Annotated in this window: 21 protein-coding genes; 12 read left to right on the forward strand and 9 right to left on the reverse strand. The window is 61.8% G+C overall.

The features are described 5' to 3' along the window. Nucleotides 1-59 precede the first annotated feature (59 nt). The 9 genes from VDP82_RS01670 to VDP82_RS01710 all read left to right on the forward strand — a co-directional run bounded on the left by VDP82_RS01670 (nt 60) and on the right by VDP82_RS01710 (nt 12,047). Complete coding sequence (locus VDP82_RS01670) at nt 60-983, forward strand: ATP-binding protein (RefSeq protein WP_323013114.1); 924 nt, start codon at nt 60-62, stop codon at nt 981-983. Continuing rightward, on the forward strand, nt 980-2,920 hold the full coding sequence (locus VDP82_RS01675; RefSeq protein ID WP_323013096.1) for a hypothetical protein: 1,941 nt from the start codon (nt 980-982) through the stop codon (nt 2,918-2,920). The genes VDP82_RS01670 and VDP82_RS01675 overlap by 4 nt, the downstream gene beginning before the upstream one ends. Nucleotides 2,921-3,495: 575 nt before the next feature. Further along, a complete protein-coding gene (locus VDP82_RS01680; RefSeq protein WP_323013097.1) occupies nt 3,496-5,319 on the forward strand; it encodes an iron ABC transporter permease in 1,824 nt (607 codons plus the stop codon). Continuing rightward, nucleotides 5,319-6,467, forward strand: a complete 1,149-nt coding sequence (locus VDP82_RS01685) for an ABC transporter ATP-binding protein (RefSeq protein WP_323013098.1) — start codon at nt 5,319-5,321, stop codon at nt 6,465-6,467. Before VDP82_RS01680 ends, VDP82_RS01685 begins: the two co-directional genes overlap by 1 nt. A 41-nt stretch (nt 6,468-6,508) precedes the next feature. Continuing rightward, on the forward strand, nt 6,509-7,606 hold the full coding sequence (locus tag VDP82_RS01690; RefSeq protein WP_323013099.1) for an ABC transporter substrate-binding protein: 1,098 nt from the start codon (nt 6,509-6,511) through the stop codon (nt 7,604-7,606). A gap of 59 nt (nt 7,607-7,665) precedes the next feature. Beyond that, the gene (locus VDP82_RS01695) at nt 7,666-8,772 is read left to right on the forward strand and encodes an ABC transporter substrate-binding protein (protein WP_323013100.1); all 1,107 of its coding nucleotides are present in this window, start codon (nt 7,666-7,668) and stop codon (nt 8,770-8,772) included. 205 nt (nt 8,773-8,977) lie between these two features. After that, the gene (locus VDP82_RS01700; protein ID WP_323013101.1) at nt 8,978-9,823 is read left to right on the forward strand and encodes an inositol monophosphatase family protein; all 846 of its coding nucleotides are present in this window, start codon (nt 8,978-8,980) and stop codon (nt 9,821-9,823) included. After that, a complete protein-coding gene (locus VDP82_RS01705) occupies nt 9,820-10,461 on the forward strand; it encodes a protein phosphatase (protein WP_323013102.1) in 642 nt (213 codons plus the stop codon). Before VDP82_RS01700 ends, VDP82_RS01705 begins: the two co-directional genes overlap by 4 nt. Further along, complete coding sequence (locus tag VDP82_RS01710) at nt 10,458-12,047, forward strand: metallophosphoesterase family protein (RefSeq protein ID WP_323013103.1); 1,590 nt, start codon at nt 10,458-10,460, stop codon at nt 12,045-12,047. The genes VDP82_RS01705 and VDP82_RS01710 overlap by 4 nt, the downstream gene beginning before the upstream one ends. 111 nt (nt 12,048-12,158) lie before the next feature. Here VDP82_RS01710 and VDP82_RS01715 read toward each other — a convergent pair whose 3' ends face one another. Beyond that, on the reverse strand, nt 12,159-13,175 hold the full coding sequence (locus VDP82_RS01715; RefSeq protein WP_323013104.1) for a substrate-binding domain-containing protein: 1,017 nt from the start codon (nt 13,173-13,175) through the stop codon (nt 12,159-12,161). A 189-nt stretch (nt 13,176-13,364) separates the two neighbouring features. Here VDP82_RS01715 and VDP82_RS01720 point away from each other — a divergent pair, with 189 nt between their 5' ends. From VDP82_RS01720 to VDP82_RS01730, 3 genes are all read left to right on the forward strand, one after another. Beyond that, entirely contained in the window at nt 13,365-15,077 is a 1,713-nt protein-coding gene (locus tag VDP82_RS01720) for a Na/Pi cotransporter family protein (RefSeq protein ID WP_323013105.1), read from the forward strand. A gap of 361 nt (nt 15,078-15,438) precedes the next feature. Beyond that, nucleotides 15,439-16,485, forward strand: a complete 1,047-nt coding sequence (locus VDP82_RS01725; RefSeq protein WP_323013115.1) for an ABC transporter substrate-binding protein — start codon at nt 15,439-15,441, stop codon at nt 16,483-16,485. Nucleotides 16,486-16,561: 76 nt separating this feature from the next. Next, complete coding sequence (locus VDP82_RS01730; protein ID WP_323013116.1) at nt 16,562-17,434, forward strand: inositol monophosphatase family protein; 873 nt, start codon at nt 16,562-16,564, stop codon at nt 17,432-17,434. A gap of 31 nt (nt 17,435-17,465) precedes the next feature. Here the strand turns inward: VDP82_RS01730 and VDP82_RS01735 are convergent, their stop codons facing one another. The 8 genes from VDP82_RS01735 to VDP82_RS01770 form a co-directional block, all read right to left on the reverse strand. Further along, entirely contained in the window at nt 17,466-18,464 is a 999-nt protein-coding gene (locus VDP82_RS01735) for an ABC transporter ATP-binding protein (RefSeq protein WP_323013106.1), read from the reverse strand. A 14-nt stretch (nt 18,465-18,478) separates the two neighbouring features. Beyond that, a complete protein-coding gene (locus VDP82_RS01740; protein WP_323013107.1) occupies nt 18,479-19,255 on the reverse strand; it encodes a hydroxypyruvate isomerase family protein in 777 nt (258 codons plus the stop codon). A 20-nt stretch (nt 19,256-19,275) separates the two neighbouring features. Continuing rightward, nucleotides 19,276-20,319 (reverse strand): zinc-binding dehydrogenase, encoded by a 1,044-nt coding sequence (locus VDP82_RS01745; RefSeq protein WP_323013108.1) that lies wholly within the window; start codon nt 20,317-20,319, stop codon nt 19,276-19,278. A gap of 5 nt (nt 20,320-20,324) precedes the next feature. Then, the gene (locus VDP82_RS01750; protein WP_323013109.1) at nt 20,325-21,152 is read right to left on the reverse strand and encodes a carbohydrate ABC transporter permease; all 828 of its coding nucleotides are present in this window, start codon (nt 21,150-21,152) and stop codon (nt 20,325-20,327) included. Next, on the reverse strand, nt 21,149-22,045 hold the full coding sequence (locus VDP82_RS01755; protein ID WP_323013110.1) for a sugar ABC transporter permease: 897 nt from the start codon (nt 22,043-22,045) through the stop codon (nt 21,149-21,151). Before VDP82_RS01755 ends, VDP82_RS01750 begins: the two co-directional genes overlap by 4 nt. A gap of 71 nt (nt 22,046-22,116) precedes the next feature. Beyond that, nucleotides 22,117-23,391: a sugar ABC transporter substrate-binding protein gene (locus VDP82_RS01760; RefSeq protein ID WP_323013111.1), complete on the reverse strand. Its 1,275-nt coding sequence runs from the start codon at nt 23,389-23,391 to the stop codon at nt 22,117-22,119. A gap of 106 nt (nt 23,392-23,497) precedes the next feature. Continuing rightward, complete coding sequence (locus VDP82_RS01765; RefSeq protein WP_323013112.1) at nt 23,498-24,565, reverse strand: LacI family DNA-binding transcriptional regulator; 1,068 nt, start codon at nt 24,563-24,565, stop codon at nt 23,498-23,500. A gap of 184 nt (nt 24,566-24,749) precedes the next feature. Next, complete coding sequence (locus VDP82_RS01770; protein ID WP_323013113.1) at nt 24,750-25,415, reverse strand: NnrU family protein; 666 nt, start codon at nt 25,413-25,415, stop codon at nt 24,750-24,752. Nucleotides 25,416-25,654: the final 239 nt, after the last annotated feature.

Raw genomic sequence — 25,654 nt, forward strand, 5'->3', positions numbered from 1 at the left:
TTCTCAGTGAAAACTTCTGCCCCTAGAGGGTCAGATCTCGGTGGCATTCAACACTCGAGATCGTCAACGAGGTTTGCGACGACCTTCGCGACACCACCACGGACAACGAGCCGAAGTATTTTGCGACGCTTTTCGCGCCCAGCCACGTCGGGAAGTCGACGGCGGTCAAGAACTACCAGGAAAAAGTCGCGGTGCCGGAGGCTATTGCCCGGGGGCTGGTTCCAGCCGATCTTCCGCTCGACGAACAGATCCGCCTCCAGAAACTCGTCGTCCACGTCACGCTCGAAGGCGGCGCGACTCCTCGTTCGCTCTGCGCCGACATCCTGGCCGCGCTCGGCGATCCCCGCTCGGCCCGGGGGTCGAAAAACCTGATGCTCCGCCGTGTCTACGATCTCCTGTCCACGCTCGGCGTGGAACTGCTCGTCATTGACGAGATTCAGCACTTGGCGGTCTCCAAGCACCGCACGTCTGAGGATGCGGACCTGCGCTCGATCGAGCGTTCGCGCACCTCAGAGGTCACAGACACCTTGAAAGCCATGCTGATCCGCGGGGTCGTGCCGATGCTCTTCGTCGGCATCGACGAAGCACGTCCCTATCTGCTCGACGACATCCAGCTCGCCCTGCGCTGCCACGAGGAGATCGACTTCGGGGAACTTTGCTGGGAGGACCCGGAGGAGCGTCGAGTGTTCCAGGATTTCGTCGGGCGCCTCGGTATCCATCTGGCCAAAGAGGGATTGTTCTCAGAGCGAGCCGATTTCCTCCATGCTGATATCCCTGCGGCCTTGCACGAGGCTTCTCTGGGGCGTCTGGGCATCGCATGCCGCATCGTCGCCAAGGCCTGTATGCACGCCGCCAAGGCCAAAGCCGAGACCGTCACCCGCGAGCATCTGTCCAAGGCCGTCGACACCTTCGCGATTCCCCGCGGGATCGTGAAGACCAATCCCTTCAAGCGCGAGGGCGACGCCAGGCTGGTGACAGCATGACCCTTCCCCTCTCTCTCGTGCCCCACCCCGACGAGCATCTCCCGGGCGTTGTCGCCCGGGCGGGCAACCTCATGGGCTACGATCTCCTGAGCGAAGTACTCATCCCTCTCGGCTACAAGTCCCGAGCCGAGTCCATCGCTTCGGCGCCCGATCTCAACATATCGCTCGCCGATCATATCGGGTGCCGCCCCGAGGATCTCGCGCCGCTCTTCCTCGAAAGATCGGCACGCGCGGGATGGATTCGCTTCTTCGGTGCCGACATACGCATGATCCACCGCGAGGTGACCGTACGCCGTGTCGCACCCGGCACCCTTGCTGCATGCGGTTACCACAAGGCCGCTTGGCAGATCCGTGCGTTCTGCTTCGATCCTGGCACCGGAGAGCGGTTGATCTCGGAATGCCCGGTCTGCGGGACGACGCTCGGCTGGGTGCGCGTGCGGGATCTTGCGTTTTGCGACCGTTGCGACCGCGTGGACGAGCATGGCTTCGTCAGGTCGAAGGTCGATCTGCGGGATTGGCCGCAGGAAAAGGTCGAGGTTGTGGACATGGACGCCCTTCGCTTCGTCACCAGCTTGGTCGATCCCGACTCTATCGTCAGGGCAGCGTTCGCTCCGGCACTGCACCCCGACATGGCGGCGGATCGCGGCTCCCTGTTCGAGTTCGTGATCTCGATCGCGAGCGCCATGACCCAGGATCCGAAGCGGTCGGTCACCTCCGTCGCCAAACCAGGGAGCCGCGAGATGTTCGACCGCATCCAGCCGGACGTCCTCGCTCGGGCTGGTCGCGTCGTCCTCACCTGGCCCGAGGGATTCCATAGGCTGTGCGGGGAGGCGCGGGCAGAGGCGGACGGGCGTGACGGCCACTACGGCGTCAAGAAGGAGATCGGTTCTCTCTATGCCCTCACCACCGATCGGTCGCTGCCGCTCGACTTGCGTGCCGCGGTGCGGAAGGCGATCGAGGACGACATGGCCATGACCGCAGGGACCTTGCCGACTGTGCGAAAGGGGGCATATCGAAATAGGTCGGACCTTCTGACCGCTTACGCAGCGGGGAAGGAATTCGGCATCCGAACGAAGCTCTTCAAGCGATTGGCCGAGCATCCGGAGGTGCGCGTCATTCGCAATATCGGCTCGAAGAATTCGCCCCCCTTGTTCGAGCGGGAGCAGATCAAGGCTATCTCCGCACAGCGGTTGGACATGGAGGCGGCCAGTTCCGCGGCCATCCGCCTGGGTCTGCCTAATGGCGCTATGGCGGAACTGGCGGCAGCCGGTCTGGTCGAGACCATTCAGGGTCCCGTGCTCATGCTTGCTGTCGGCAAGGAGTACTACTCCCGGGCCAGCGTCGATGCACTGGTGCGCGAACTGGAGGCAAAAGTAGTGCCCGGCGCTCCGCCGCCTACCTACATTCGACTCAGCAAGGCCGTCTACAGGCTACCTCCTGGGCCGAAGCCGTGGTCGACGCTGATAGCCAAGGTCAAGGATGGGTCGATCCCGGTGCATCGCATCAGTGGTCGCCTGACCGGCACGATGACGTCCTTGGCCGCGCGCCATTTCGACGTCGTGGTGGAAGCCGTCAGTGAGCGTTCCGATGTTGCCGTTAGCGACCACGGTCTGCTGACGCATATGGAAGCGTCGGTCTTGCTCGGGGTGACTGAAGCGATGATCGGCCTGCTGGTATCCCGGAAGCTTCTCCCAGTCGACGGGAAAGGGCAGGTGTCAATCCGTCGGGAGGACGTTTTCAAGGTGGCAAGCGGATGGATGTTCACCAACGAGATTGGTCGACGTCTCGGCCTGCCGAACCGGCTGGTCCGCAGCACGCTCGCGAAGTACGGGGTAAGTCCCAAGCACGAACTTCGCGAAAGGCAGCACCTTGTCTTTGATCGTGCCGAAGTCGAGCTCGTGCTGGATATCGTCGCGCCGTTGCCCACAGCCGCTTAGGGGGCAGAGATCGACGACAAGACGATTGACTGAAATCACTGCGTTCTATTGTATGGCTGGGCATTCGCCCGGCCATTTTTTTGGTGAGCGCGGCTTCGCATTCATCGACTCGGATTTGCCTGTAAAAACGTCAATTATCGACTCATGATTGCTGGTCGCGCGCTGAGGATCGACTCAGAGTTGCCTGTGGCGTTGACTCAGAATTTTCCTGCCGTCATTGAATTCAAAGGGCTTTTTCGACTCAGGATTTATCGGTCCTGACAGAAATTTATGACAAAGCCCGCTCCGGGACTTGTCCCGTCGGGCGCTCCTGCCCATCCTTCAGAGCGTTTCCGCAGCTGCCATGGACTTTTCAGTCGCCTTTGGCTCTTGTGTGCAATGCTTTGCAATGTCTGTTGACAGGCCTTGCCCCTTAATCAATTATTGCTCTTGAGGATCGATGGAAGGCGTAGAGAGAATGCCTGCCTCTGTCGAGAGGAGCAAAAGGCGCAGCATGGCGCCTGAAGGGGAGGCGGTATTGCACAGCTTTGCGATGCACCTGCTCTTTCGCATAGAGATTTGTTGTGGGGAAATCCATGAGCCAGCATGACGCGACCGCGGTTCCAACGCTCGGTGGGAGCCGATGGCGCTATAGGCTGAAACTGGCGATGCGCGAGCCGGCCACGCTGATCGGCCTGGTGATGGCCGCGCTGTTCATCTATCTCATCGCGGTTCCGATCATTTCGATCCTGAGCGATGCGGCTACCGTGCAATTCGGCGACGAGCGCCGCACGCAGGCAGAAGCGGGCACGCATACCCTCTATTATCTCCAGCGCGCCTTCACCTCGCCGGTGGCGTTCGATCTGTTCTGGGAGCCGCTGTTCAATACGCTCAAGGTGGCCTTCGGCGCCATCATCATCTCGGTGGCCGTCGGCGGGGTATTGGCCTGGCTGGTCGCGCGCACCGATCTCTTCGGCCGGCGCTGGTTCGCCACGGCCCTTATCGTTCCCTATATGCTTCCGGCCTGGACCTTTGCGCTGGCCTGGACGACGCTGTTCAAGAATCGCACCGTGGGTGGCCAGCCGGGCTGGCTCGAGGCGATCGGGCTGACGCCGCCGGACTGGCTGGCTTATGGGCAGGTGCCCATCACCATCATCCTGGCGCTGCACTATACGCCTTTCGTCATTCTGCTGTTCGGCTCCGCCTTGCGCCGCTTCGACAGCCAATTGGAAGATTCCGCCCGCATTCTGGGTGCGCCCGGCCGCGTTGTCGCCTGGCAGGTCATCATGCCCCTGATGCGCCCCGCGCTCATGTCGGCGGTGGTGCTGATCTTTGCGAAATGCCTGGGTGAATTCGGTGTCCCCTATGTGCTCGGGCTACCGGTGAAGTTCGATGTGCTGGCCACCTCGCTCTATCGCTCCCTCAGCTCGCGCCAGACCGGCGTCGCGGGGGTTCTCGCTGGTGCCATCATGCTGATCGGCGTCCTGGCCATCCTGGTGGACGGCTATCTTGCACGGGAGGCGCGCCGCTTCGTGACGGTCGGCTCGAAGGGCTCGATGAACCGCATTTCGCGGCTGAAGAAATGGCGCCTGCCTGCTACGGGCTTCGCTGCCGGCATCTTCATCATTTCCGTCGGGCTGCCCCTGTTGACGCTCGCCCTGTCCACGATCATGCGGCGGCCGGGCAATTTCGAATGGTCCAATTTTACGCTTGATTTCTGGATCGGGCAGGATCTGCCGACTGTGGCGATGCGCACTGGCATTCTGCTCAGCCCCGATCTTTGGCAGGCCGCGCTCAATACCATCGTCATCGTGGGCACGGCGTCTATCTGTTCGGGCGTCCTGGGTATTCTGACCGGTTATGTGGTGGTGCGCTCGAACCTGAAATCGCTGTCCTTCTTCATGCGACAGATCACTTTCATGCCCTATCTCGTGCCGGGCATCGCCTTCGCGGCGGCCTATCTGTCGCTGTTTGCGGTGCCGCGCGGCCCGGTTCCGGCGCTCTATGGCACGTCGCTGATCCTCATCCTGGCCCTGATGGCGGACCAGATGCCCTATGCCTCGCGCGCCGGCATCTCCGCGATGATGCAATTGGGCAAGGATCCCGAAGAAGCGGCGCAGATCATCGGCGCGAGCTGGTTCCGGCGCATGTTGTGGGTGGTCATTCCCATCCAGAAGGGCTCTCTGGTCACAGGCATCCTGTTGCCGTTCATCTCGGGCATCAAGGGATTGTCGCTCTTCGTCGTGCTGGCGGTGCCGGCGACCGACGTGCTCACGACCTTCTCGCTGCGCCTTGTCGACTACAACTACACGCAGGCCGCCAACGCGGTCGTCCTCATCATCGCGGGTCTGGCCTATGGCGGAACGCTGCTGGCGCAGAAACTGACCCGCACCAACCTGGCCGAAGGACTGGGAAGCTGATGCCCGATATCGTTTTGAGCAATGTCCAGAAATCCTATAGTGCGAATTCTCCCAAGGCCGTAAGCGACCTCAACCTGCATATCGGTGATGGCGAGTTCATGTGCCTGCTTGGCCCTTCGGGCTGCGGCAAGACCACTACGCTGCGCATGATTGCGGGGCTCGAAAACCTGACAGACGGGGAAATTGCCGTCGGCGAGAAAGTGGTGGACAGCCCCGCCAGGGCACAATTCATCGGCCCCGAAAAACGAGGCATGGGCCTGGTTTTCCAGTCCTATGCGCTCTGGCCGCATCTGACGATCGAGCGCAATACCGATTTCGGCCTGCGCCTGCGCAAGATGCCCAAGGCGGAACGGGAAGAGCGGGTCGCCAAGGTGATGAGGGCGCTCGATATCGAAAAATATCGCGATCGCTATCCGTCCCAACTCTCGGGCGGCCAGCAGCAGCGCGTGGCGCTGGCGCGCATGCTTGCGGTCAATCCCGGCGTATTGCTGCTCGATGAGCCGCTTTCTAATCTGGATGCGCGTCTGCGCCTTGAAATGCGGGCCGAGTTGAAGCGCATTCACGCTGAATTCAAGACCACAATCGTCTTCGTAACCCACGATCAGTGGGAAGCGATGACGCTGGCCACCTCCATCGCGGTGATGAATGAGGGCACGCTTCAGCAGCTTGGCGCGCCCAATGACATCTATGACCGCCCTGCCAACCGCTTCGTCGCCGAATTCGTGGGTAGCCCGCCGATCAATATCCTGGAAATCGGCGCCGGACATGTGCTCGATACCGCTGTCCACGAATGGCTGCGCCCCAGATTGGGGACGCGCAGTGAAATGGGTTCGGTGGGCATCCGACCCGAGGCCATGTCCTTTTCGGCCAGCGAGGCCGCCATTCCCCAGGGCAGTTTCCGCCACGCCGCGGAAGTGGGGGGCATCCTGCCCACAGGGGGCAGTTGGATCATCGAGCTCAAGGTTGAGGGACGGATCATTTTCGCGACCACGACGGAGGCTCCCAGCATGACTGGAGGCGAGCAGGTCTGGTTTCATGCCCGTCCTACGGCCCTGCATGTGTTCGACAAGGCTGGCAAGCGACTGGACGGCGCCGATGAGGCATTGCACCGCGCAGCCAGCGGGGTGGCGGCCGTGAAAGGCGCCTGAGGCACCGGCTGCTCCAATCATTTCATTGAGGAGGATTTACCTTGCATAAATGCGTTCTAACCAGCCTGGCGCTCGCCATGATCTCTGGGGCAGCCTTTGCCCAGACGAGCGAGTTGGATGGGCTGATCGAAGCGGCCCGGGCCGAGCCGCCGACCACAGTCTATGCCGTGACCGGCAAGATCGTGGAAACCGCGGAGGCGTTCAGTCTCAAATACGGTTTGCAGGTCACCGGCAAGAAGGTCAACGAATCCGGGCAGATCGATCTCCTGATCCGGGAGCATCAGGCTGGCAACGTCACCGGCTCGGTGTCGCTGGCCTCGGATGCCTCGGTCATCATTGCCGATCTGCTCAGCCAGGGCGTGGTGGAGAGCTGGGTTCCACAGGACATCGCGCCATACCTGCCCGAATCTGCCCGTGACCCGCTAGTCGTGGTTTCGGATCCTCATGTGTGGGCGTATAATTCGGAAGCCTACGAGGCTTGCCCCATCTCCAATATCTGGCAGTTGACCGATGCCGAATGGTCACGGCGCGTCACGCTGATGGACCCGCTGGACAAGCCGGCCTACGCCGACTGGTTTAACCAGTTGGCCGAGCATCACGACGCGGCCGTGGCGGCGGCCTATGAGGCCAATTATGGCAAGCCGTTCGACGGCGCGGGCGAAAGCGCCACCCAGGCCTGGGTCAAGGCATTCGCCGCCAATAGCCCCCTGATCGGGGACAGCAGCGTTGTCGCCGAGGCCATCGGCGCGCCGGGGCAGGAGCAGCCCTTCTTCGGCATGCTTTCGACCGCAAAATTCCGCGATAATGAAAGCAAGGGCTTCAAGCTGGCCATTTGCACGGAAATGCAGCCCTTTTCGGGGTGGCTCTATCCCGGTCTGGGCGTCATCGCCACCGGTACGCCCGCGCCCAACACGGCAAAGCTCTTCATTTACTACCTGCTGACCGATGAAGGCATCGAGGCGCAGCGCATCGACGGCAAGGTGCCGTCCGATCCGCGCATCGGCTTGCCTGATGATGAGCCTTCGGGCGTGGGCGATGTCATGGATCAGATGATGGTCTGGAACACGGCTAGCGCGACGTCCGACATCGATGCCCGGCAGGATTGGCAGGATATCTGGCGCATGAGCCTGACGCGCTGATCGGTTCTCCGGCGCGGATCAATGAGGAAGGTCCGCGCCGGCTTTTCAAGGAGGAGAGTATGAAACTACGCAGTATTGTCACCGGGACGGCGCTTGCCCTTTTGGTGTCGGGGGGAGTTCTGGCGCAGGATTTCGATCTTGAGGCGCTGATCGAGGCCGCAAAATCGGAGCCACCCCTCACCATCTATGACAGCACCGGCAAAATCGTGGACATGGCCGAGGGATTTGCCGCCAAATATGGCATCGAGGCGACGGGCACCAAGTCCAAGGCGACGGCGCAGATGGAAACGATCATTCGCGAAGTCCGTTCGGGGAACGTGCAGACCGACGTATCGCTGATTTCCGATCCGGCGGCGGTGATCGGGCAGTTGCTGCCTGCGGGATTCGTCGAGAGTTGGGTGCCGCCCGACCTGGAGGCGGATATCCTGCCCGAGGCGCGCGACCCGCTGCTGGTGGTGTCCAGCCCCAACATCTTCACCTACAACACCAATCTGTTCGAGACCTGCCCGATCAGCAATATCTGGCAGTTGACCGAGCCCGAGTGGAAGGGCCGGGTGTCGATGCAGGACCCGCTGGGCAAACCCAGTTACACCGACTGGTTCAACCAGATGCGCAGCTACGCCGATGACAAGATAAAGGCAGCCTATGAAGCCCGTTACGGCAAGCCGCTGGAAAGCGAGTTCGAAAGCGCCACCGAAGCCTTCGTCGCGGCTCTGGCCAGCAATGGTCCGCTATTGACGGATTCGGATTCCTCCGCGGCCGAGGCGGTTGCGGCGCCGGGACAGACCGAGCCCTTTGTCGGGCTGGTCTCGGCGGCCAAGTTCCGGGACAATGAAGGGGCAGGTTTCACTCTCGGGCTCTGTGCCGGCATGGACCCGATCATCGGCTTCAGCAATGCGACTGTCGGCGTCATCGTCAAAGGCACCAACAGCCCCAATGCCGCCAGGCTGTTCATGCATTACGCAATGACCGCCGAAGGCATCGCGCCGCAGGCGCAGGATGGAAAAGTGTCGTCCAATACGACGGTGGGCTTGCCCGATGATGAGCCCTCTGGCGTGGGCGCCCATCTCGATGAAGTCCTTCATTATAACCCCGCCACTGGGCTGGACGACTGGGAAACCCGCCAGGATTGGCAGGATTTCTGGCGCATTCATTACTCGCGCTGACAGATTATCGCGGACGGGGAATTCTCCGTTCGCGCCCTGTCTTTTCCCTACTTATACCAATGAAAAAAAGGCCCGTGCCACAAGCGGCGATCGCGTCTTGTGCTTAATTGCACTCGCCTCATCGGAATCCGCACAAATCTCTGCAAAATTAGGTTGCACAGCTTTGCAATATTGGGCAAGGTAACGGCAATAAGGAATCTCCAAAATGACACTTGATGCGCTTGCGCTCGATGGCCGTGAAAAATTTCTGGCGAGTTTGATCCGGGAGGCCGCTGTTCTCGCTCTTGAGGGGTTCCGCCGTCAGAGCGGCGCGGCTGTCAGCCTTAAAGGGCCGCAGGATTATCTCACCGAGACCGATGGCCAAGTCGAAGATTTCCTGCGCGAGCGCATCGCACAGGCATTTCCCGAAGACGGGTTTCTGGGCGAGGAGGGCGGCGGCGCGCCGGGCGAGCAGGTCTGGGTTGTCGATCCCATCGATGGCACGGCGAATTTCGCCCGCTCCATTCCGCATTTCTGCATTTCCATCGCCTTTGTCGCCAATGGCGTGGTCCAATTGGGCGCCATCGCCAATCCGGTTCTGAACGACTATTATTTTGCCCGGGCCGCGCAAGGGGCGACACTGAACGGCCAGCCCATAAGCGTGTCGGGTGTGGAGGACGTCTCGTCCTCCTCGGTGGAGATGGGCTGGTCCAACCGCCGGCCGCTCGCCAGCTATGTGTCGGCGGTGCAGTCGCTATTCGAAGCGGGGACCAATGTGCGGCGTTCTTCCTGCGGAGCGCTCGGGCTGGCCTATGTTGCCGATGGGCGCAGCGATGCCTATGCCGAGCTGCACATGAACCCCTGGGACTGCCTTGCCGGCCTGCTGATGGTCAAGGAGGCGGGTGGCGTGACAGGCCCCTTCCTTTCTGCCGGCGGGCTTGCCGATGGGGCGGGAGTGCTTGCGGCGGCTCCCGGCGTTGCCGAAATCATGTCGGCGGCGACTGGGATCGCCCTTCAGGATGGGCAGGATTTCCTGCCTGACACGGGATTGCAGCAAAAGAGGACAGCATGAGCCAGAAAGTGACGCCACGCTACGACAGGCCCCATATCAGCAAGGTATATGAAAATCTGCCCGGCTATGGTGTCGACCTCTATGTGGGGGGCAGGGAGGGCGCTTCCGATGTTCCCCTTCTTCTCGAGAATGGCATCTCCACCGTGCTCAACTGTGCCGTCAATCTCGATTTCAACTATGTGGCGGAGCCGGACGAGGTCTCCCATGACAGCCGGGTCGGCTATGGTGCAGCCCCCATTCGCTACTACAAACTGGGCATTGTCGATGGCCCGGGAAATCCCGACACCATGATGCTGGCTGGATATTACCAATTGCGCGGCGCCCTGGATCAGGTGCTGCCGGAGCGGCCCAGCTATCCTACGAGGCAGCGTGGCCATGTTCTGGTCAATTGCCGTGCGGGGCGGTCGCGTTCGGTTGTGCTGGCGGCCCTGTTTCTGCACCTGCATCTTCCGGGGCAATTTCCGCGCCTCCCCGATGCGCTGGATCATGTGCGAGAAAAGCGGGAACTGCGGCCCGATGAATGGCACGAGACCCCCAAGCCCATGTTGATTGCGGCTGCGGAACGCACCGCCCATTGGGTGCATCTGATCGAGGCGGATCGTAGCGCGGAAAAGGAGCTTGCCGGAGCCGGCGCTTGATCCGTTTCGCCGTCATAGCCGATCCGCATGTGCATGATTGCGCCTGGGCCCCTTCGGGCTCAGGCCTGCGTCAAGCTGTACGCAGTCTGGCGGAGACGGAAAAATCCACCCGGGTTTTCAATGAGAGCGTTCCCGCATTCAAGGCGGCGCTGGATGTTGCCGTGGAGGCAGGCGTCAGGCTGGTTCTGCTGGTGGGAGACCTGACCGATGACGGGCAGCGCCCCAATATTGCGGCCGCGCTGGCCATCATTGCCGACTATCGAGCCCGATATGGACTGCGCGTGCTGGCGACGCCCGGCAACCATGATTTCTTTGCCATTTTCGGGCGGCCGCAAAGCAAGACTTTTCTCGCCGATGGCGGAGAGGGCGTGGTCGTGGACAGCCGGACCTGCTCGGAGGCGGCAACCCTGGGAACGGGGGAGGGCCTGGGCCTGCTCTCCGGACTGGGTTTTACGCCCGATCCCGCCGATCTGCATTGGGAAAGCCCTTTCGGCGTCGATCCTGACTGGGACGCCAGAACCTATCCGGTGTCGAGTCCAGGTGGGAAAGCTATTTGCCGGATGATCGATGCCTCCTATCTCGTCGAGCCCGTGGCGGGGCTTTGGGTTTTGTCCCTCGATGCCAATGTTTGCGTGCCGCGCGACGACTGGAGCGATCCGGCGGATCCCGAGCAATTTTATGATCCCAGCAAAGTGGGCTGGGATGCCGTCTTGCGGCATCGTGCGCATCTCCTACCCTGGCTGGCGGATGTGACGCGGCGCGCCCGGACGCAGGGGAAAGAGCTGGTGGCGTTTTCCCATTATCCGCCCCTCGATGTCCTGGGCGGCAGTACCAGAACGGAAATTCCCGTTTTCGGAAAGACGGGGCTGGCCGCTCGCATGCCTCGACCCGCCATCGCCGAAGCGCTCGCTCGGGCCGGGCTGTCGTTGCATTTTTCGGGTCATCTGCATGTCAATGATACAGCCCGTTATCACTCGGCGGCCGGGGCTTTCTTCAATATTGCGGTGTCATCACCCGTCGGCTATGGCGCGGCCATCAAGATTGTCGATCTCGACGCAGGCGCGGTCCATATCCGCACCATGCCCCTGCGCGAGGCAGAAGGATATGACGCCGCCTTTGCTCTTTATCGCCGCGAGGCGGCGGCGCAGGGAAAGCCCCCGCCGCCGATCGCCATGGCGGAAGATCATGGCCGGTTTCTCGACCACCACCTGCGTTCTTTGGTGCAGCACCGATATCTGGCGCATGAATGGCCACAGGATATGGCGGCCTTTGTCGCATTGTCCTCGATGGCGGATCTGATCGCTTTGCTGGGTCTCGATATCGAATGGGCGGCAGACTTCCCGCTCGTTTCCTTTGTTGAGGACTGGTATCGGCTGCGCAAGGCCGGGCGCTTGGCTCTCGCCGATATATCCGCCGAGCGCTTCGCGCTTTATCAGGAGCTCTGCTCGCGCCTGCTGCCTGCGGGCCTGGAGGGGGTTGCGGCCCGCATGGCGGTGGTGGTGGAGTTGCTGGCGATCTACATAAACCGGCTGCCCAATGGCGATTTTACCATCCTGCCTTCCAGGGACGTGGTTGCACTTTCCTAGCCTTGGGGCCGAGAGCGTTTCCAGCAAAAGTGGAAACGGTTTTGCGGTTCGGAAACGCGATAAAACAAAGGCTTAGATCATTTCAGCGTTTCTACTAAACGGTGAAATGATCTAGGGGCGAACGGTCTTTCTCCATACCACCTGCGTTGGAAGAATCGCTGGAGCGCCCGGCTCGCCATCTTCCTTTTCCACGATGGAAGCGATCTGATCGGCGATTCCCTGCAAAGGCTGGCGGAAGGTGGTCAATTCGTAACCCAGCCAGTTGGATTCGGGGATATCGTCAAAACCGATGACGCATAGGTCCTGGGGGATGCTCATGCGGAATTCGAGGCGCGCCACATCCATGAAGCCGAGGGCGAGCAGGTCCGTCACGCAAAATACGCCCTCGGGCCGTCGTGAGGTGGCCAGCAACTGGCGGGCGCTATCGGCACCGGTCTTGTATCCCGTGGGACCGGCCCGGGAAACGCAGGCCTCCAGCCCGTTTTCCGCAGCCGCCTCCAGAAAGGTCCGTTCGCGGCTCGCGAGCCCCGGTGTGCCTGCGGTGGAGCTGACCACCGCCACCCTTTGGCATCCTGCCCGCTTGAGCATGAGGCAGGCCTCGAGCGCGGCTGTCTCGTTCTCGACCGAAATGAATTCGGGGCCGACGATAGGGTCGGCGCGATTGATGAGAATGACGCGTTGACCGTTTTCCAGGCATGTATTGACCAGGGAGGCGGGCGGCGTGCCGGAGATGAATACCGTGGCATCGGCGCGATAGTTCAGGGTCTGCCGTAGCGCCGATTCCACGCTGTCGGCCTGGCCGGAAGTGTTGAGAACCATCACGACCTTGCCGATGGCCTGAAGGCGGCGGGTGATGACCTCGACCATGGAGGCCTGGAACGGTGCCTGCATTTCGGCGACGATCAGGCAGACAATACCCGTGCGATGCCACAGCAGACCGCGCGCCAGATGATTGACGTGATAACCCAATTGAGCCGCGGCCGCGAGAACCTTGGCTCGGGTCTCGGGTGACACGCTAGCGCCGTCGGTGAAGGCGCGGGAAACGGCTGAACGGGACACGCCGGCGAGTTCGGCGACCTTGTCGGCGCTGACCGAGGCTTTTCGCGTCTTCGTCTTGGGCTTGGACATGTCTGTTTCTCCTGCGCCGGCTGAGCCGTTGCACAAATTTCCGTCAACTCGTTACCGGAGAGTCATGGCTCTGCCTATCCGGAATGCTTCAGCGGAACCGCTGAAAATACAAGAAAGTCCCGTCCGTGAAGCAGTCGGCGGACTGCTGTTGGTTCTAACATGATCGGGATTGTATTGCAAAGCTGTGCAATGCATGTCACCCTCCGCCTCCGATTAGTGCAAATCGTCGAAAGCGAGGGCGGGATTTTGGAATCCACCATAAGACTTGTCGACCTGCTTGGGGCAGCGGCCTTGCTTCTCTGGGGCCTGCGCATGATCAAGACAGGTGTCCTGCGCGCCTATGGCGCAGCGCTGCGGCAACGGCTCGGGCGCAGCACCGCAAATCGCTTTCTGGCAGCCTTCTGGGGTTTTCTCGTCACCCTCGGCCTGCAATCGAGCACGGCCACGGCCGTCATCATTGCGTCCTTCACCTCGCGTGACATTATCCGCCTTCGGCCTGCCCAGGCCATGATGCTGGGTGCCAATTTTGGAACCGCTGTCGTCGCCCTGATTCTGTCCGCCGATATTCACTGGGTCGGCAGCGGCTTTCTGTTTGTCGGCGTGGTGCTGTTCTCTTCCTCGCATGGCAGTCGCAACCGCAATCTCGGCAGGGCGATCATCGGCCTCGGCCTGATGCTGCTCGCCCTGCAATTGCTGGGAAATGCGACCGAGCCGCTGAGGGAATCCGAAACCGTGATTACCGTGCTTTCGGCTCTGGGCGATGCTCCGGTGTTTGCCCTGTTGCTGTCTGCTGGCCTGGCGGTGGTGGCGTCCTCTTCACTCGCCGTCGTCATTCTGGTGATGATGCTGGCTGCCGCGGGCGTGGTGGAGCCGGTGCTGGCGCTCTGGCTGGTTGCCGGCGCCAATCTCGGAGGAGCGATTCCGCCCTATCTGGCGGTTCGCGCGGAAGGCTTGCCGGCGCGCCGCCTTACGCTGGGCAATCTGCTGGTGCGGGCATCTGGTGCGCTGGTGGTGCTGGTTTTCGCCCAGCCGCTTTCCGCCGTTCTGGCGCTTGTTGCGCCCAATCCAGCAGCTTTCGTGGCTTCGGCCCATCTGGGATTCAGCGCCGTGCTGCTGGCGCTATTCTTGCCCCTGCTCGGCCCCCTGACGAAGTTGGCTGAAGTGCTGCTGCCCGACCGCGCCGGGCCGGGCGGCGATTCCGAGACCTATCTGGATGAAGGACTGATGTCGGCGCCCGACATGGCCATCGCCGTGGCCGCGCGCGAGACTTTGCGCATGGGCGATCTGATCGGGGCCATGCTGGATCAGGCGCTTATCTCGCTTCAGGAGGCAGACGAGGCGCCGTATGCGCAGGTGGCGCGGCTGGAGGCGGACGTGGACAGGCTGCATGAGGCGATCAAGCTTTACGTTGCGCGTCTCAGCCGCTTCGATCTGGAGCAGGACGATGCCCGCCGGGCGGATGAAGTCATTTCCTACGCCATCAATCTCGAACATGTGGGGGACATCATCAAGCGTGGATTGGCGGAAATTGCAGCAAAGAAGGCTCGCAAGAAACTCTCCATGTCCAAGGAAGGGTTGGCGGAAATCTCGGAGTTCTTCATATACACGCAGGAAAACCTGCAAATGGCTCAAGCCATTTTCATGTCGCGCGATCCCGATATCGCCAGGCGGTTGCTGGTTCACAAGATTGAAATTCGCAAGCTCGAGGCGCGATCGTCCGACCTGCACATCGCCCGCATGCGTGAGGGGCGCATGGAGAGCCTCGAGACGAGTTCCATCCATTTGGACCTGTTAAGGGACCTCAAGCAGGTCAATGCGCATCTGATGTCGGTCGCCTATCCGATACTGGAAGAATTCGGCCTGATCGACGAGAGCCGCCTGCGCGATCTCAAGGCGAAATAACCTCGGCAGTGTTGATGCTTGGGCGTGGAAGAGCGCGCGATGCAACGATCTGGTCACAGATTTTTATGCAATGGGTTGCATAGCCTCGGCGTTTTAGTGTGTAATTTTTTTGGCGGAGTTCTGTTAATATACTGATATAGATGAATTTTTGTAAATTCCATCTGATGGACGCTCTATTGCAATCAATTGCAATAAGGTTCATTCTCCGGGCCATGCAGAACCAATAAGCCAAAGATTTCTGCATTTGGTCCCGACGTCGCATGAGGAAGCGGCGCAGCCATGAGGAGGATGGGAATTGAAGAGGGTATATATTCGCGCATTGCAGGTGTCGGTCGCCGCCTGCCTGGTGTCGGTGCCGGCAATGGCGCAAACGCTTGATCTGGATGCGATGATCGCAGCGGCCAAGGCCGAGCCGCCACTCACGATCTATGACAGCACCGGCAAGATCGTCGACATGGCGGCCAATTTCGAAGCCAAATATGGCGTCAAGGCCATCGGCCAGAAGGTCTCCGCCAACAGCCAGCTGGAAATGATTATCCGGGAGAGCCAGGCCAATAATGTGATTGGCGATGTGGCGCTGATTACCGACACGCCGGCGGCCCTGGCGCAGTTGCTGCCGAACGGTTTCGTCGAAAGCTGGATGCCGCCCGACCTGGCCGACAAGATCCCGCCGATGTTCCGCAATCCCCTGGCGATTTCGACCAACGCCAACGTGTGGGCCTACAATACCGAGGTCTACGAGAGCTGCCCGGTGACCAATCTGTGGCAACTGACCGAGCCGGAATGGCGGGCCAAGGTCGCCTTTGTCGATCCGCTGACCAAGGGCACGTATACGGACTGGTTCAACCAGTTGGAAACGCATGCCGACGCCGAGATCGCGGCAGCCTATAAGGCGCATTTCGGGGCTGATCTGGATACCAGCACTGAAAGCGCCACCAAGCAATGGCTCAAGGCCTTCGCTGGCAACGCGCCGCTGGTAACTGATGGAGATGACCCGGTTGCTGAGGCTGTGGGGGCCCCGGGGCAGGCCGAGCCCTTTTTTGGCATGCTCAGCTCGGCCAAGTTCCGCGATAATGCGGACAAGGGGTACAAGCTCGGCCTCTGTGCAGAGATGACGCCCTGGGCCGGCTGGACCTACACCAAGCTGGGCCTGATGGCGACAAAAACGGATAGCCCGAGTGCTGCAAGGCTGTTCATCCACTACATCCTCACCGAGGAAGGCATTGCGCCGCAGGTGGCGGATGGCAAGATTTCCACCAATTCGGACGTGAAGATCCCCGATAGCGAGCCGTCGGGCCTCGCCGCCCATCTTGATGCTCTCTTTCCCTATGATGCGTCCACGGGCCTGGACGACTGGGAAACCCGCCAGGATTGGCAGGATTTCTGGACCATCAATTACAAAAAATAACAACGAGGCGGCCCCTCAGTTGGGGCCGCCAGCTTCTTTGGTTCCTGCCAAGGGCCATGACAGATACGAATGGGGGATGATTGTGCTTTTGGATCCGCTGAAAGACGAACGCGTTGAGGAATCGACCCGCCTGATGGACATCGCCAAAAAGGCGGCCCTTAAAGTTGGTCCGGCGCTCAGGGATGCGTTTCGTTCCAATATGGCGGTGGACTACAAGGTGGACCTGCATGATGTCGTGACGGTTCACGACAAGCAGAGCGAAGCGATCATCCGCGATTACATCCTTGCAGAAGCGCCAGATTCGACCCTTCTGGGTGAAGAGGGCGGCAGCGTGGGGCAGGGGCGCGTCCATTGGTATGTGGATCCGATCGATGGCACATCCAATTTTGCGCGGGGCCTGGCTTTCTGGTGCGTTTCCATCGGTGCGGTCGTGGATGGGGAGATTGTTGCCGGCGCCGTTTATGACCCCATCGCCGACCACATGTTTTCCGCCGACCGGAAAGGCGTCTGGCTCAATGGCGAGGCGATCCGTTCGCGTGCCATCGCCAATGAGGCTCACGCCACCCTTATCACCGGCTACCCCGTGGCGCGCGATTTCCGACTGGACGGCAAGGCAGCGGCGCTTGCCCATTTCGGTGACCTGGCGGAAACCTTCTCCACCCTGCGCCGGCCGGGAAGTGCGGCGCTGACATTGGCCCATGTTGCGGCGGGATGGTGCGATGCCGCAGCCGGCTTTGGGGTGAATCCCTGGGATGTCACCGCCGCTATTCTGATATTGCGCAACGCCGGCGGCAGCTACCGACCCTTGACGCTGGGAAAGGTCTCCAAGGCTGCCCCGGCCCATCAGTGCCCAGGGTATGTCGCCATAGGCGCAGGGGGCAGTTATCCGAGGCTGGATCGGGTCGCCGACGCCATTTGCGCGCAGCGCGAGCTGAAAGCGCAGGGCTGATCCTTACGGTCGACGCGAAGCCAATAGAGGTTCAGGGCAATCTCTGGCCGTCGGCGCCGAATTTATGAGCCTTGTCTGCGTTGAAGTCGAACCGAATGGTTTCGCCTACGGCCGGTGCTGGCTGGCCGGCGAGCCGTATAGTCAGCAGATGTGGTGGATGGTCCTCGATATAGACGAAGGTGTCTGCACCCAGATATTCGATATGGGTCACCTTGCCTTCATGCGGTCCGGCACCCAGTGTCATGTCCTCCGGGCGGATGCCGATGGTGTGGGCGCCCAGCGCGGCGGCGATGTCGCCTCCGATGAGGTTCATCTGTGGAGATCCGATGAAGCGGGCGACGAAGAGCGATTGCGGTTGCTCATAAAGTTCGACCGGCGTGCCCATCTGCTCGACCCGCCCGGCATTGAGCACGACGATGCGGTCGGCCAGCGTCATGGCCTCGACCTGATCATGAGTGACATAGATCATGGTGGTTTCGGGCAGGTCCGCCTTGAGCCGGGCGATTTCCAGCCGCGTGGCCACGCGCAGCGCGGCGTCCAGGTTGGAAAGGGGCTCATCGAAAAGGAAGACCTTGGGATTGCGCACGATGGCCCGGCCGATGGCGACACGCTGACGCTGGCCGCCGGAAAGTTCGCGCGGATAGCGATCGAGATAGGGCTCCAATTGCAGCTTGCGGGCGGCTTCGGCCACATGGGCCGCGATTTCGGCGCGCGGAGCGCGGCGCAGCTTCATGGAATAGGCCATGTTTTCGCGCACGCTCATATGCGGATAAAGCGCATAGGACTGGAACACCATGGCGATGCCGCGCCTGCTGGCGGGAATGCGGTTCATCACCCGGCCGTCGATTTCGAGTATGCCGGAGGTAATGCTTTCCAGACCTGAAATGCAACGCAGCAGGGTGGACTTGCCGCAGCCGGAGGGGCCGACGAAGATCACGAATTCGCCCGAACGGATATCGAGATTGATATCCTTGAGAACCTCCACCGAGCCATAATTCTTGTGAAGGTGGGTGACCTTGATGTCGGACATGGGCAAGCGCTCCGTCAGCCGGTGGTGTCGTTGAGAGTGGCGCGGACCTTTTGCAGCGCATCGGCGGTGGAGCCATCCGGGCGATATTCGAGGCCTACGGCGCCCGAATAGCCGTTGTCGTAGAGCCAGGCGAGGCGCTTGCCGAGGTTGATTTTGCCATGGCCCGGATCGTTGCGGCCCGGATGGTCGGCGACGTGAGCATGCAATACTCGCGAAACGCGGTCTTTCAGTACCTCCTCGATTTTCTCGCCCATGACATAGGAGTGGTAGAGGTCGTAGACGATGCCGATCTCAGGGCGGCCGACCTCGTCGATGATGTTGAGCGCTTCCCGTGTGGAGGAAAGATAGTAGCCCTTGTGATCGATGAGCGTGTTGAGCGGCTCGACGCCCAGCCTCACTCCGCTTCCCTCCAATATCCCGGCGGCGGCCTTGAGGCACTCGACCAGGGCGGCATGCTGCTCCTCCCGCGTCCGGCCCGGAAGATCGTCGCCCGCCTGCGCGATCAGCACCCTGGCGCCCAGCCGTTGTGCGGTTTGCATCGAGGTCTTGAGACCGGCGAGGAATGCCGAATGATTGGCCGGATCGGTGAGTGCGATCATCGGTTCGGCGACGAAGCCGCTCAGGGGCAGGCCCGTCTCGTCCAAAGCGGCCGCAATGGCGTCGAGGTCCTTGTTGGACCAGAACCAGAACTCCACGGCATCAAGCCCGGCCGCCTTGGCCAGCCTGATGCGTTCGGCAAAATCGTCGCTGGCGTCTGAGAACAGCCATTCAATGCAGGCGGAGAGTTTCATATTTTGACCGGGCGTTCGAGTTAGCGATAGTCGATCAGAACCTGCATCACCTCGGGCGAGCCCTGGTCGAGCAGGCTGTAGCCGCGCGCGGCTTCGGCGAGGGGTACGCGGTGGGTAATGAAGCCCTTGAGGTCGGGCGCCAGTGCGGACAGATATTCGCGAGCGATCCTGCCGCGCCGCCCGACCGACCATAGTGGGCCCAGGAACGGGTTCACCGTGCCCACCTGCGAAGAGAGGATGCGGGGGCGGTTATGGTGGAATTCACCCGAAAGGCTGAGGCTCTCGAAGGTGCCGCCATACCAGGACATAGCCACGACCGTGCCATTGAAGCCGGCAGTGCGGATGGCTTCGTTGAGGGCCGGAGCCGCGCCGGAAACCTCGATCACCACATCGGCGCCACGTCCTTCGGTAAGGTCGCGAACGCGCTCGGCCACCGGGCCGTCGAACGGGTTGAGGGCCAGGCTTGCTCCGCCGGCAAGGGCCGCATTGCGGCGCGGCTCAATGCCATCCACGGCGATGATCTGGCGGGCGCCATTGCGGGCCAGCAGGCGGGTGACAAGCTGGCCGATTACGCCAAGGCCGCTCACCACCACATCGGCGCCCAGCGGGATATTGGCGTCCAGAACGCCATTATAGGCGGTGTTGAGATTGGCATAGAAGACGCCGATTTCCGCGTCGTCGAGATCGCCCAGCGGCACGACGGCATTCTCATTGACAACAGCGTGGCGTCCATGGGGCACATAGGCGAAGACGAGGTCGCCCTTGCGCAAATTCTCGACCTGTGTGCCGAGCTCGGCCACCCGCCCTACGGCGGCGTAGCCATAGCGCGCCGGCCAGGTCCAGTCCGAACCATGCGCATCGGAAAAGAGACGCGTCCTGGGGTCCATGGATTGGCGCCATTGCGGCGCCAGGCCGCGGAAGACGTTGAGTTCGGTGCCGGCGCTGATGCCGGACACCAGAAGATCGAGCAGAACCTGGCCGGTGCCGGGGCCATCCAGCGTTTCAGAACGGACTTCAACGGCGCGGGGCCCGGTGAAATAGAGCGATTGGGTCGTCAGCGACAAGATCGTCACCCTTTGATGCCGCCAGCGGTCAACCCGCCGACGAGTTGATTGCGGAAGAGAAGGAAGAGCAGGACGGTTGGGGCCGCAATGACAACACCGCCGGCCATGACCACGCCCCAGCTGAAGGAATAGGGATCGAACAGGTTTTGCAGCGCCAGGGGCAGTGTCTTGACCTCGGCGCTGGTGATGAGGGCCAGTGCCAGAATGAACTCGCCCCAGGAGAGCACGAAGGCGAAGGTGCCCACCGCCACCACGGCGGGGCGGATCAAGGGCAGGGTTATACGAACCATGGCGCCGATCTGCGAGCTGCCATCGATGATCGATGCCTCCTCGAGTTCGCGCGGCACTGCATCGATATAGCCCTTGAGCATCCAGACGGCGATGGGCAGGCCCAGCGCCAAATGGGTGAAGGTCAGCGCCGTCAGCGTGTTTGCGAGGCCCAGGGAACGGATGATGACCACGATGGGCACCAATACCGCCACGGCGGGCAGCATTTGCGTCGCCAGGATGAGAAAGCCGATGAAATCACGCCCCAGATAGGTGAAGCGGCTGAGCGAGAAGGCGGCGGGAACGGCGATGATGACAGTGCAGAGGGCCACTATAGCGCCCACCAGCAGGCTGTTACGCAGCGCAATGAGGAAATCGCTGCGCGAAAAGATATTGGCGAAGTGGTCGAAAGTGACGCGGGTTGGGATGAGGCTGCGCGTCATGATATCGGCGTTGGGCCGGATGGAAGCGATAAAGACCCAGATGATGGGCAGCAGGACCAGCGCGAGGAGCGCGATGGTCAGGATATCGAGCGCGATATCGCGCAGCCGGTTGTCGCTGGTCAATTCCGCCTCCGCAATTGCAGAGAGAGGAAGGAGACCACGGCGAGAATGGCCAGCATCACCACGCTGATCGCCGCCGCATAGGCCGGGCGCAGATCGGTGAACACCGCCTTGAACATGGAGATGCCCAATATGGTGGTGGCATCCTGCGGGCCGCCCCGTGTCATGATCCAGGGCAGGTCGAAACTATAGAAAGCCAGAATGCCCAGCACCAGCCCGATGATGAGCATGGTGTTCTGGATAGAGGGCAGGGTGATGCTGGTGAAGCGTTGCACGGGCCCTGCGCCATCCATTGCGGCGGCTTCGTAAAGCTCGCTCGGAATGGATTTGAGCGCGGCCAGCAGGGCCAGGACCATGAAGGGCATGCCCTTCCAGCCGGAAATGAAGATGATAATGACCAGCGCCATGGTCGGGTCGTTGAGAATGGAGCTATTGCCGGCCAGGCCGAGATACTGGAACACCGGATGCAGCGGGCCTGCCTCGCTGTCGAGCAGGAAGCGCCAGCCATAGCCCAGAACGACAAAGGGCATGACCCAGGGCAGCAGGATCAGCGCCGAGGCCATGCGCGCGATGGGGGTATCGCGGTTGAGCAGCAGAGCCAGCGGCAAGGCCAGGGCGACCTCGACGGCGACAGTGCCCAACGTCCAGATCCAGGTGCGCCCGAAGGCGCGCCACAGGGCGGCATCGGCAAAGAGGGCCTGGAAATTCACCAGCCCACCCCAGACGGGTTGCGGATTGCGCAGCAGATACCAATCCTGGAACGACAGCCAGAGCGCGTAAAGCAGCGGCAGGACCGCGATGGCCAGAGCCACCAACACGGCCGGCATCACCAGCGCGTAGGGCAGGGCCACTTCGCCGAATGGCCGCCGCAGGCTCTCTGATGCAGGAAAGGTCATGGCCTGGCCTTCACAGGAAAAAGAAAGAAATCCCCGGGCGGCGGGAGGTTGACACCGCCCGGGGGCAGCCCTTAGCGGGCAAGCACTGCGTTGATGTCCGCGCAGAGATCGGTGGTGGCCTGGTCGATATCCTTCTGGCCCAGGGCCACGGCCTGCACGGCCTTCTGGATGGTGTCGACCTCAAGCTGGCCCATCTGCGGGATGGCTTCGCTCGGATATTGATAGGGACGAGCGTCCTGAAGCTGCTCGACGAAGAGCGGATAGGGGAAGGCCGTCCAGGGCTCGCCCTGGGCCAGCGATATGCTGCCCGGAATGAAGCCACCCGCTATCGCCAGGTCCTTGAAGGCGTCGCCATGGGTGGCGAACATGATGAACTGGCCGGCCGCGTCCTTGGCCTGCGAGGCGTTCCACATCACCAGCGGCCAGCCTCCCAGGAAACCCGAGCGGTTGACCGGGCCGGCGGGCACCATGGCGATGTCGACGGAATCGAGCCATTCCGGCTTTTCGGTCTGAAGATCCCGGTAAAGACTGGGATGCATGAGGATCATGCCGTAGCGGCCGTCGAGAAACCCGCGCTGGAAGGTGTTGCCATCCATGCTGGCCGCGTCCGGATGGGTCGAGCCGTCGAGCGCGATGCCGGTATAGACATCGAGCGCGGCGCGGAATTCAGGCGTATCGAAGCCGCAGGTGCCGTCCTCCGCCAGCATGCGCGCGCCATAGCCGAGATAGGCGCTCATGAAGTTGTGGACGGTGAAATAGTCGAGGCTGGTCGAAAGCGCGATGCCGTAAACCCCGTCGGGGGTGCCCTCGGTCAATGTCTTGGCGGTAGCCCGCAATTCTTCCCAGGTCTGGGGCGGCTTGGCAGGGTCCAGCCCGGCCGCTTCGAAAAGGTCCTTGCGGTAGTAGAGAGCGCGGGTTTCCACAGCGATGGGCGAGGCCCACCAATGGCCGCCCAGATTGTAGTAGCCCTTGTCGCCGGGCCAGATGTCGTCGGCCACCTTGGTGCCGTGCTCGGCATCATAGGCGGCGAAGGCGTCATCGAGCGGAGCCAGTGCGCCGATGGCCTGGAACTGGGCGACGACATTGTTGCCCAGCATGGAGACATCGGGCAGCCCGCCCGTGGTCAGAGCGGTCACCAGCCGCTGCTGCTGCTCGGACCAGGGCACGATTTCCATGACGACATCGATACCCTCATGGCTGGCCTCGAAGGCATCGATAATGCCTTCCCAGGCGGCAATGTCATTGGGGTTGGTGGAGAACTGCCAGAAGGTCACCGTCTCGGCGAAGGCAGGGGCAGAAAAAAGCGTAGTGGCGAGCGCCGTCGCCGCGAGCAAGCTGTGCCGCATGAAATTCCTCCCATTGAACTCGTTCGTTGCGAGCCGCGCTTTTTTCCCGAAAAGCGCATATGTCATCGTTGACATACTTAATCGTTAACACGAGGTTTCCGCTGTGTCAATTTGACCCGGTTGGCGCTGCCGGCCCGGTTGACTGGCGAATGACAAGGTGGGTCGCGAGAACGATTTCGTTTGGCATTTCCCTGCTTTCGATCGCGGCGAGGGCCATGTCGAATCCATGCCTTCCCAGCGCGGCGACGGGCTGGGCGACGGTGGTCAGCTGCGGGGCGAGATACGCAGCAAGCGTATCGTCGAATCCGGCCACAGAAATATCCTGGGGCACGCGCTTGCCAGCCTTGTAGAGCGCTTGCAGCACACCCACGGCGAGGATGTCGCAGGTGGAAAAGATCGCGGTGGGCGGGTGCGCCAATTCCATGAGCGCTTCGGCATGCTGACGTCCCTCCCGGCCCGAAACATCATTGGCCAGATCATAGTATTGGCCGAGCCGGATATGGGCGGGATCGGGTGTTAGGCCATGGGCCCGCATGCCGTCATGATAGGCGCCGAGCCTGTCTTCCTCCACCGAGCGCCTGCGGGTTGCGTCCTGGGGATAGAGGCCGGGGTCGCCCCCGACAAAGGCGATGCGTTGGTGGCCCAGCCCGACCAGATGGTCTATTGCCGCCCGGGCGCCCACATAATTGTCGACGCGCACGAAGCTGGCCGAAGGGGTCGATGAGCGCTCGATCTCGATGGCGGGAATGCCGGCGGCGGCGAGGATTTCGACGTTTCGAGGGCTGGCGGCGGTGCAAAACAGCACCGCATCGACGCGTTGGGCGATGAAGGCCTCTACCCCGTGGCGCTCGTAATCCTCATGGCCGCCATGGTTGAAGATCACCACGCGATAGCCTGCGGCAATGGCCGCCGCCTCCACGGCATGGGCGACGCCGACGAAGAAGGGATTGACCGTGATGGCGGTAAGCATCAGCCCGATGGTGGAACTGCGCCGTGTGCGCAGGCCGCGAGCCACCACATTGGGCCGATAGCTGGTGGCGGCCACCGCCGCCTCGACTTTCCTGCGGGCCTCTTCGGAGACGTAGCCTTGCTGCTTGAGGACCCGATTGACCGTGGCCGTGGAGACTCCGGCCAGCTTTGCGACTTCAATCAACGTGGCCGTTTTGCTTTTCACGCGTTTCTCCTCCGCGGAAATTTACGGTGATGTGAAGGAGGGAACAAGGGAAAACGAGGTTTCTGGGTGGCGATGGTTGTAAAGCCCCGCAACAAAGCTGCTGCACCCGGGGCGCGGCGGACCAGGTTCATCGTTTTATCTCTCCTCTGTCTGCCTCGAACGGCAAGGAGAAGAGAGCAAGGGTTCAGATCGTGGTCATCAGCAGCGGATCGGCGCCGAAGAGGGCGCCATGGCCGCCTGCCAGCAGCCAGGCTGTCAGCAGAATGGTGGCCGCAAGCGCGATGAGCATGGCGGCATCGATGCGCAGGCTGGTCCGGCCGGACAGGATGGCGGCGAAAGGCAGAATGGACGTGGTGGCCTTCATCCCCGAGCGGTCGCGCTTCTCGGCCATGGCCATGCCGAAAATGGCGAACAGGCCGAAGGCGCCGAACAGCAACAGGCTGCGCAGATCGCCATTGGCCACGACGTGGCTCAGCGCCCAGAGCAGGAACCCCCACAGCGCGGGATGGCGGGTAATGGTGGTGATGGCGCCGGGGCGGGCATCCCCCCGCCGCATGGTGATGGAGGCGGGATTGGCGCTGACAAGGCCCGCGATCAGCAGGAAAAGCGCGATGGGCGTGAAGATGATCGGCACCCAGGCCTGCCAGGCCGCAGGGGACCACAGTTCCACATAGTCGAGCTTGAAGGCGGCATGGAACACCCAGCCCAAGGCGGCGATGGAGACCAGGGAATAGAGCACCAGATAGCCGCGCCGGGTCAGCAGTGCGATAAGCTTATGGCGGAGTGCGGGGATGGCGGGGATGGAATGGAGCGCGATGAAGAAGGCAAGGGCGAGAAGAAACTGCGTCAAGGAAACGCTCCACACGAACAGGCAGGCAAGATCAGCCTATCATGCCAGGCCAGGGCATGTCCGACTTTGCCCGAAAGCAAGCCGGAGACCGGTCAGTGCTGCCAGATGACCAGGCCGGCCGCAGTCGCCATCATGACGCCTGCCGTCTTGTTGAGGCGGCCCAGGGCCCTGGGGCTGGTGAACATGTCGCGCGCCGCCGAGGCGAGCCAGGCATAGCCGCAGCCGATGACCAGCAGCAC

The sequence above is a fragment of the Devosia sp. genome, from assembly GCF_034675085.1.
GTDB lineage: Bacteria > Pseudomonadota > Alphaproteobacteria > Rhizobiales > Devosiaceae > Devosia.

Bases quoted from the DNA above. Each gene is read 5' to 3' on its own strand.
- VDP82_RS01675 (WP_323013096.1), top strand. From the start codon at position 980: ATGACCCTTCCCCTCTCTCTCGTGCCCCACCCCGACGAGCATCTCCCG.
- VDP82_RS01680 (WP_323013097.1), top strand. From the start codon at position 3,496: ATGAGCCAGCATGACGCGACCGCGGTTCCAACGCTCGGTGGGAGCCGA.
- VDP82_RS01685 (WP_323013098.1), top strand. From the start codon at position 5,319: ATGCCCGATATCGTTTTGAGCAATGTCCAGAAATCCTATAGTGCGAAT.
- VDP82_RS01695 (WP_323013100.1), top strand. From the start codon at position 7,666: ATGAAACTACGCAGTATTGTCACCGGGACGGCGCTTGCCCTTTTGGTG.
- VDP82_RS01700 (WP_323013101.1), top strand. From the start codon at position 8,978: ATGACACTTGATGCGCTTGCGCTCGATGGCCGTGAAAAATTTCTGGCG.
- VDP82_RS01705 (WP_323013102.1), top strand. From the start codon at position 9,820: ATGAGCCAGAAAGTGACGCCACGCTACGACAGGCCCCATATCAGCAAG.
- VDP82_RS01715 (WP_323013104.1), bottom strand. From the start codon at position 13,175: ATGTCCAAGCCCAAGACGAAGACGCGAAAAGCCTCGGTCAGCGCCGAC.
- VDP82_RS01720 (WP_323013105.1), top strand. From the start codon at position 13,365: ATGCATGTCACCCTCCGCCTCCGATTAGTGCAAATCGTCGAAAGCGAG.
- VDP82_RS01725 (WP_323013115.1), top strand. From the start codon at position 15,439: ATGGCGCAAACGCTTGATCTGGATGCGATGATCGCAGCGGCCAAGGCC.
- VDP82_RS01730 (WP_323013116.1), top strand. From the start codon at position 16,562: ATGATTGTGCTTTTGGATCCGCTGAAAGACGAACGCGTTGAGGAATCG.
- VDP82_RS01735 (WP_323013106.1), bottom strand. From the start codon at position 18,464: ATGTCCGACATCAAGGTCACCCACCTTCACAAGAATTATGGCTCGGTG.
- VDP82_RS01740 (WP_323013107.1), bottom strand. From the start codon at position 19,255: ATGAAACTCTCCGCCTGCATTGAATGGCTGTTCTCAGACGCCAGCGAC.
- VDP82_RS01755 (WP_323013110.1), bottom strand. From the start codon at position 22,045: ATGACCTTTCCTGCATCAGAGAGCCTGCGGCGGCCATTCGGCGAAGTG.
- VDP82_RS01760 (WP_323013111.1), bottom strand. From the start codon at position 23,391: ATGCGGCACAGCTTGCTCGCGGCGACGGCGCTCGCCACTACGCTTTTT.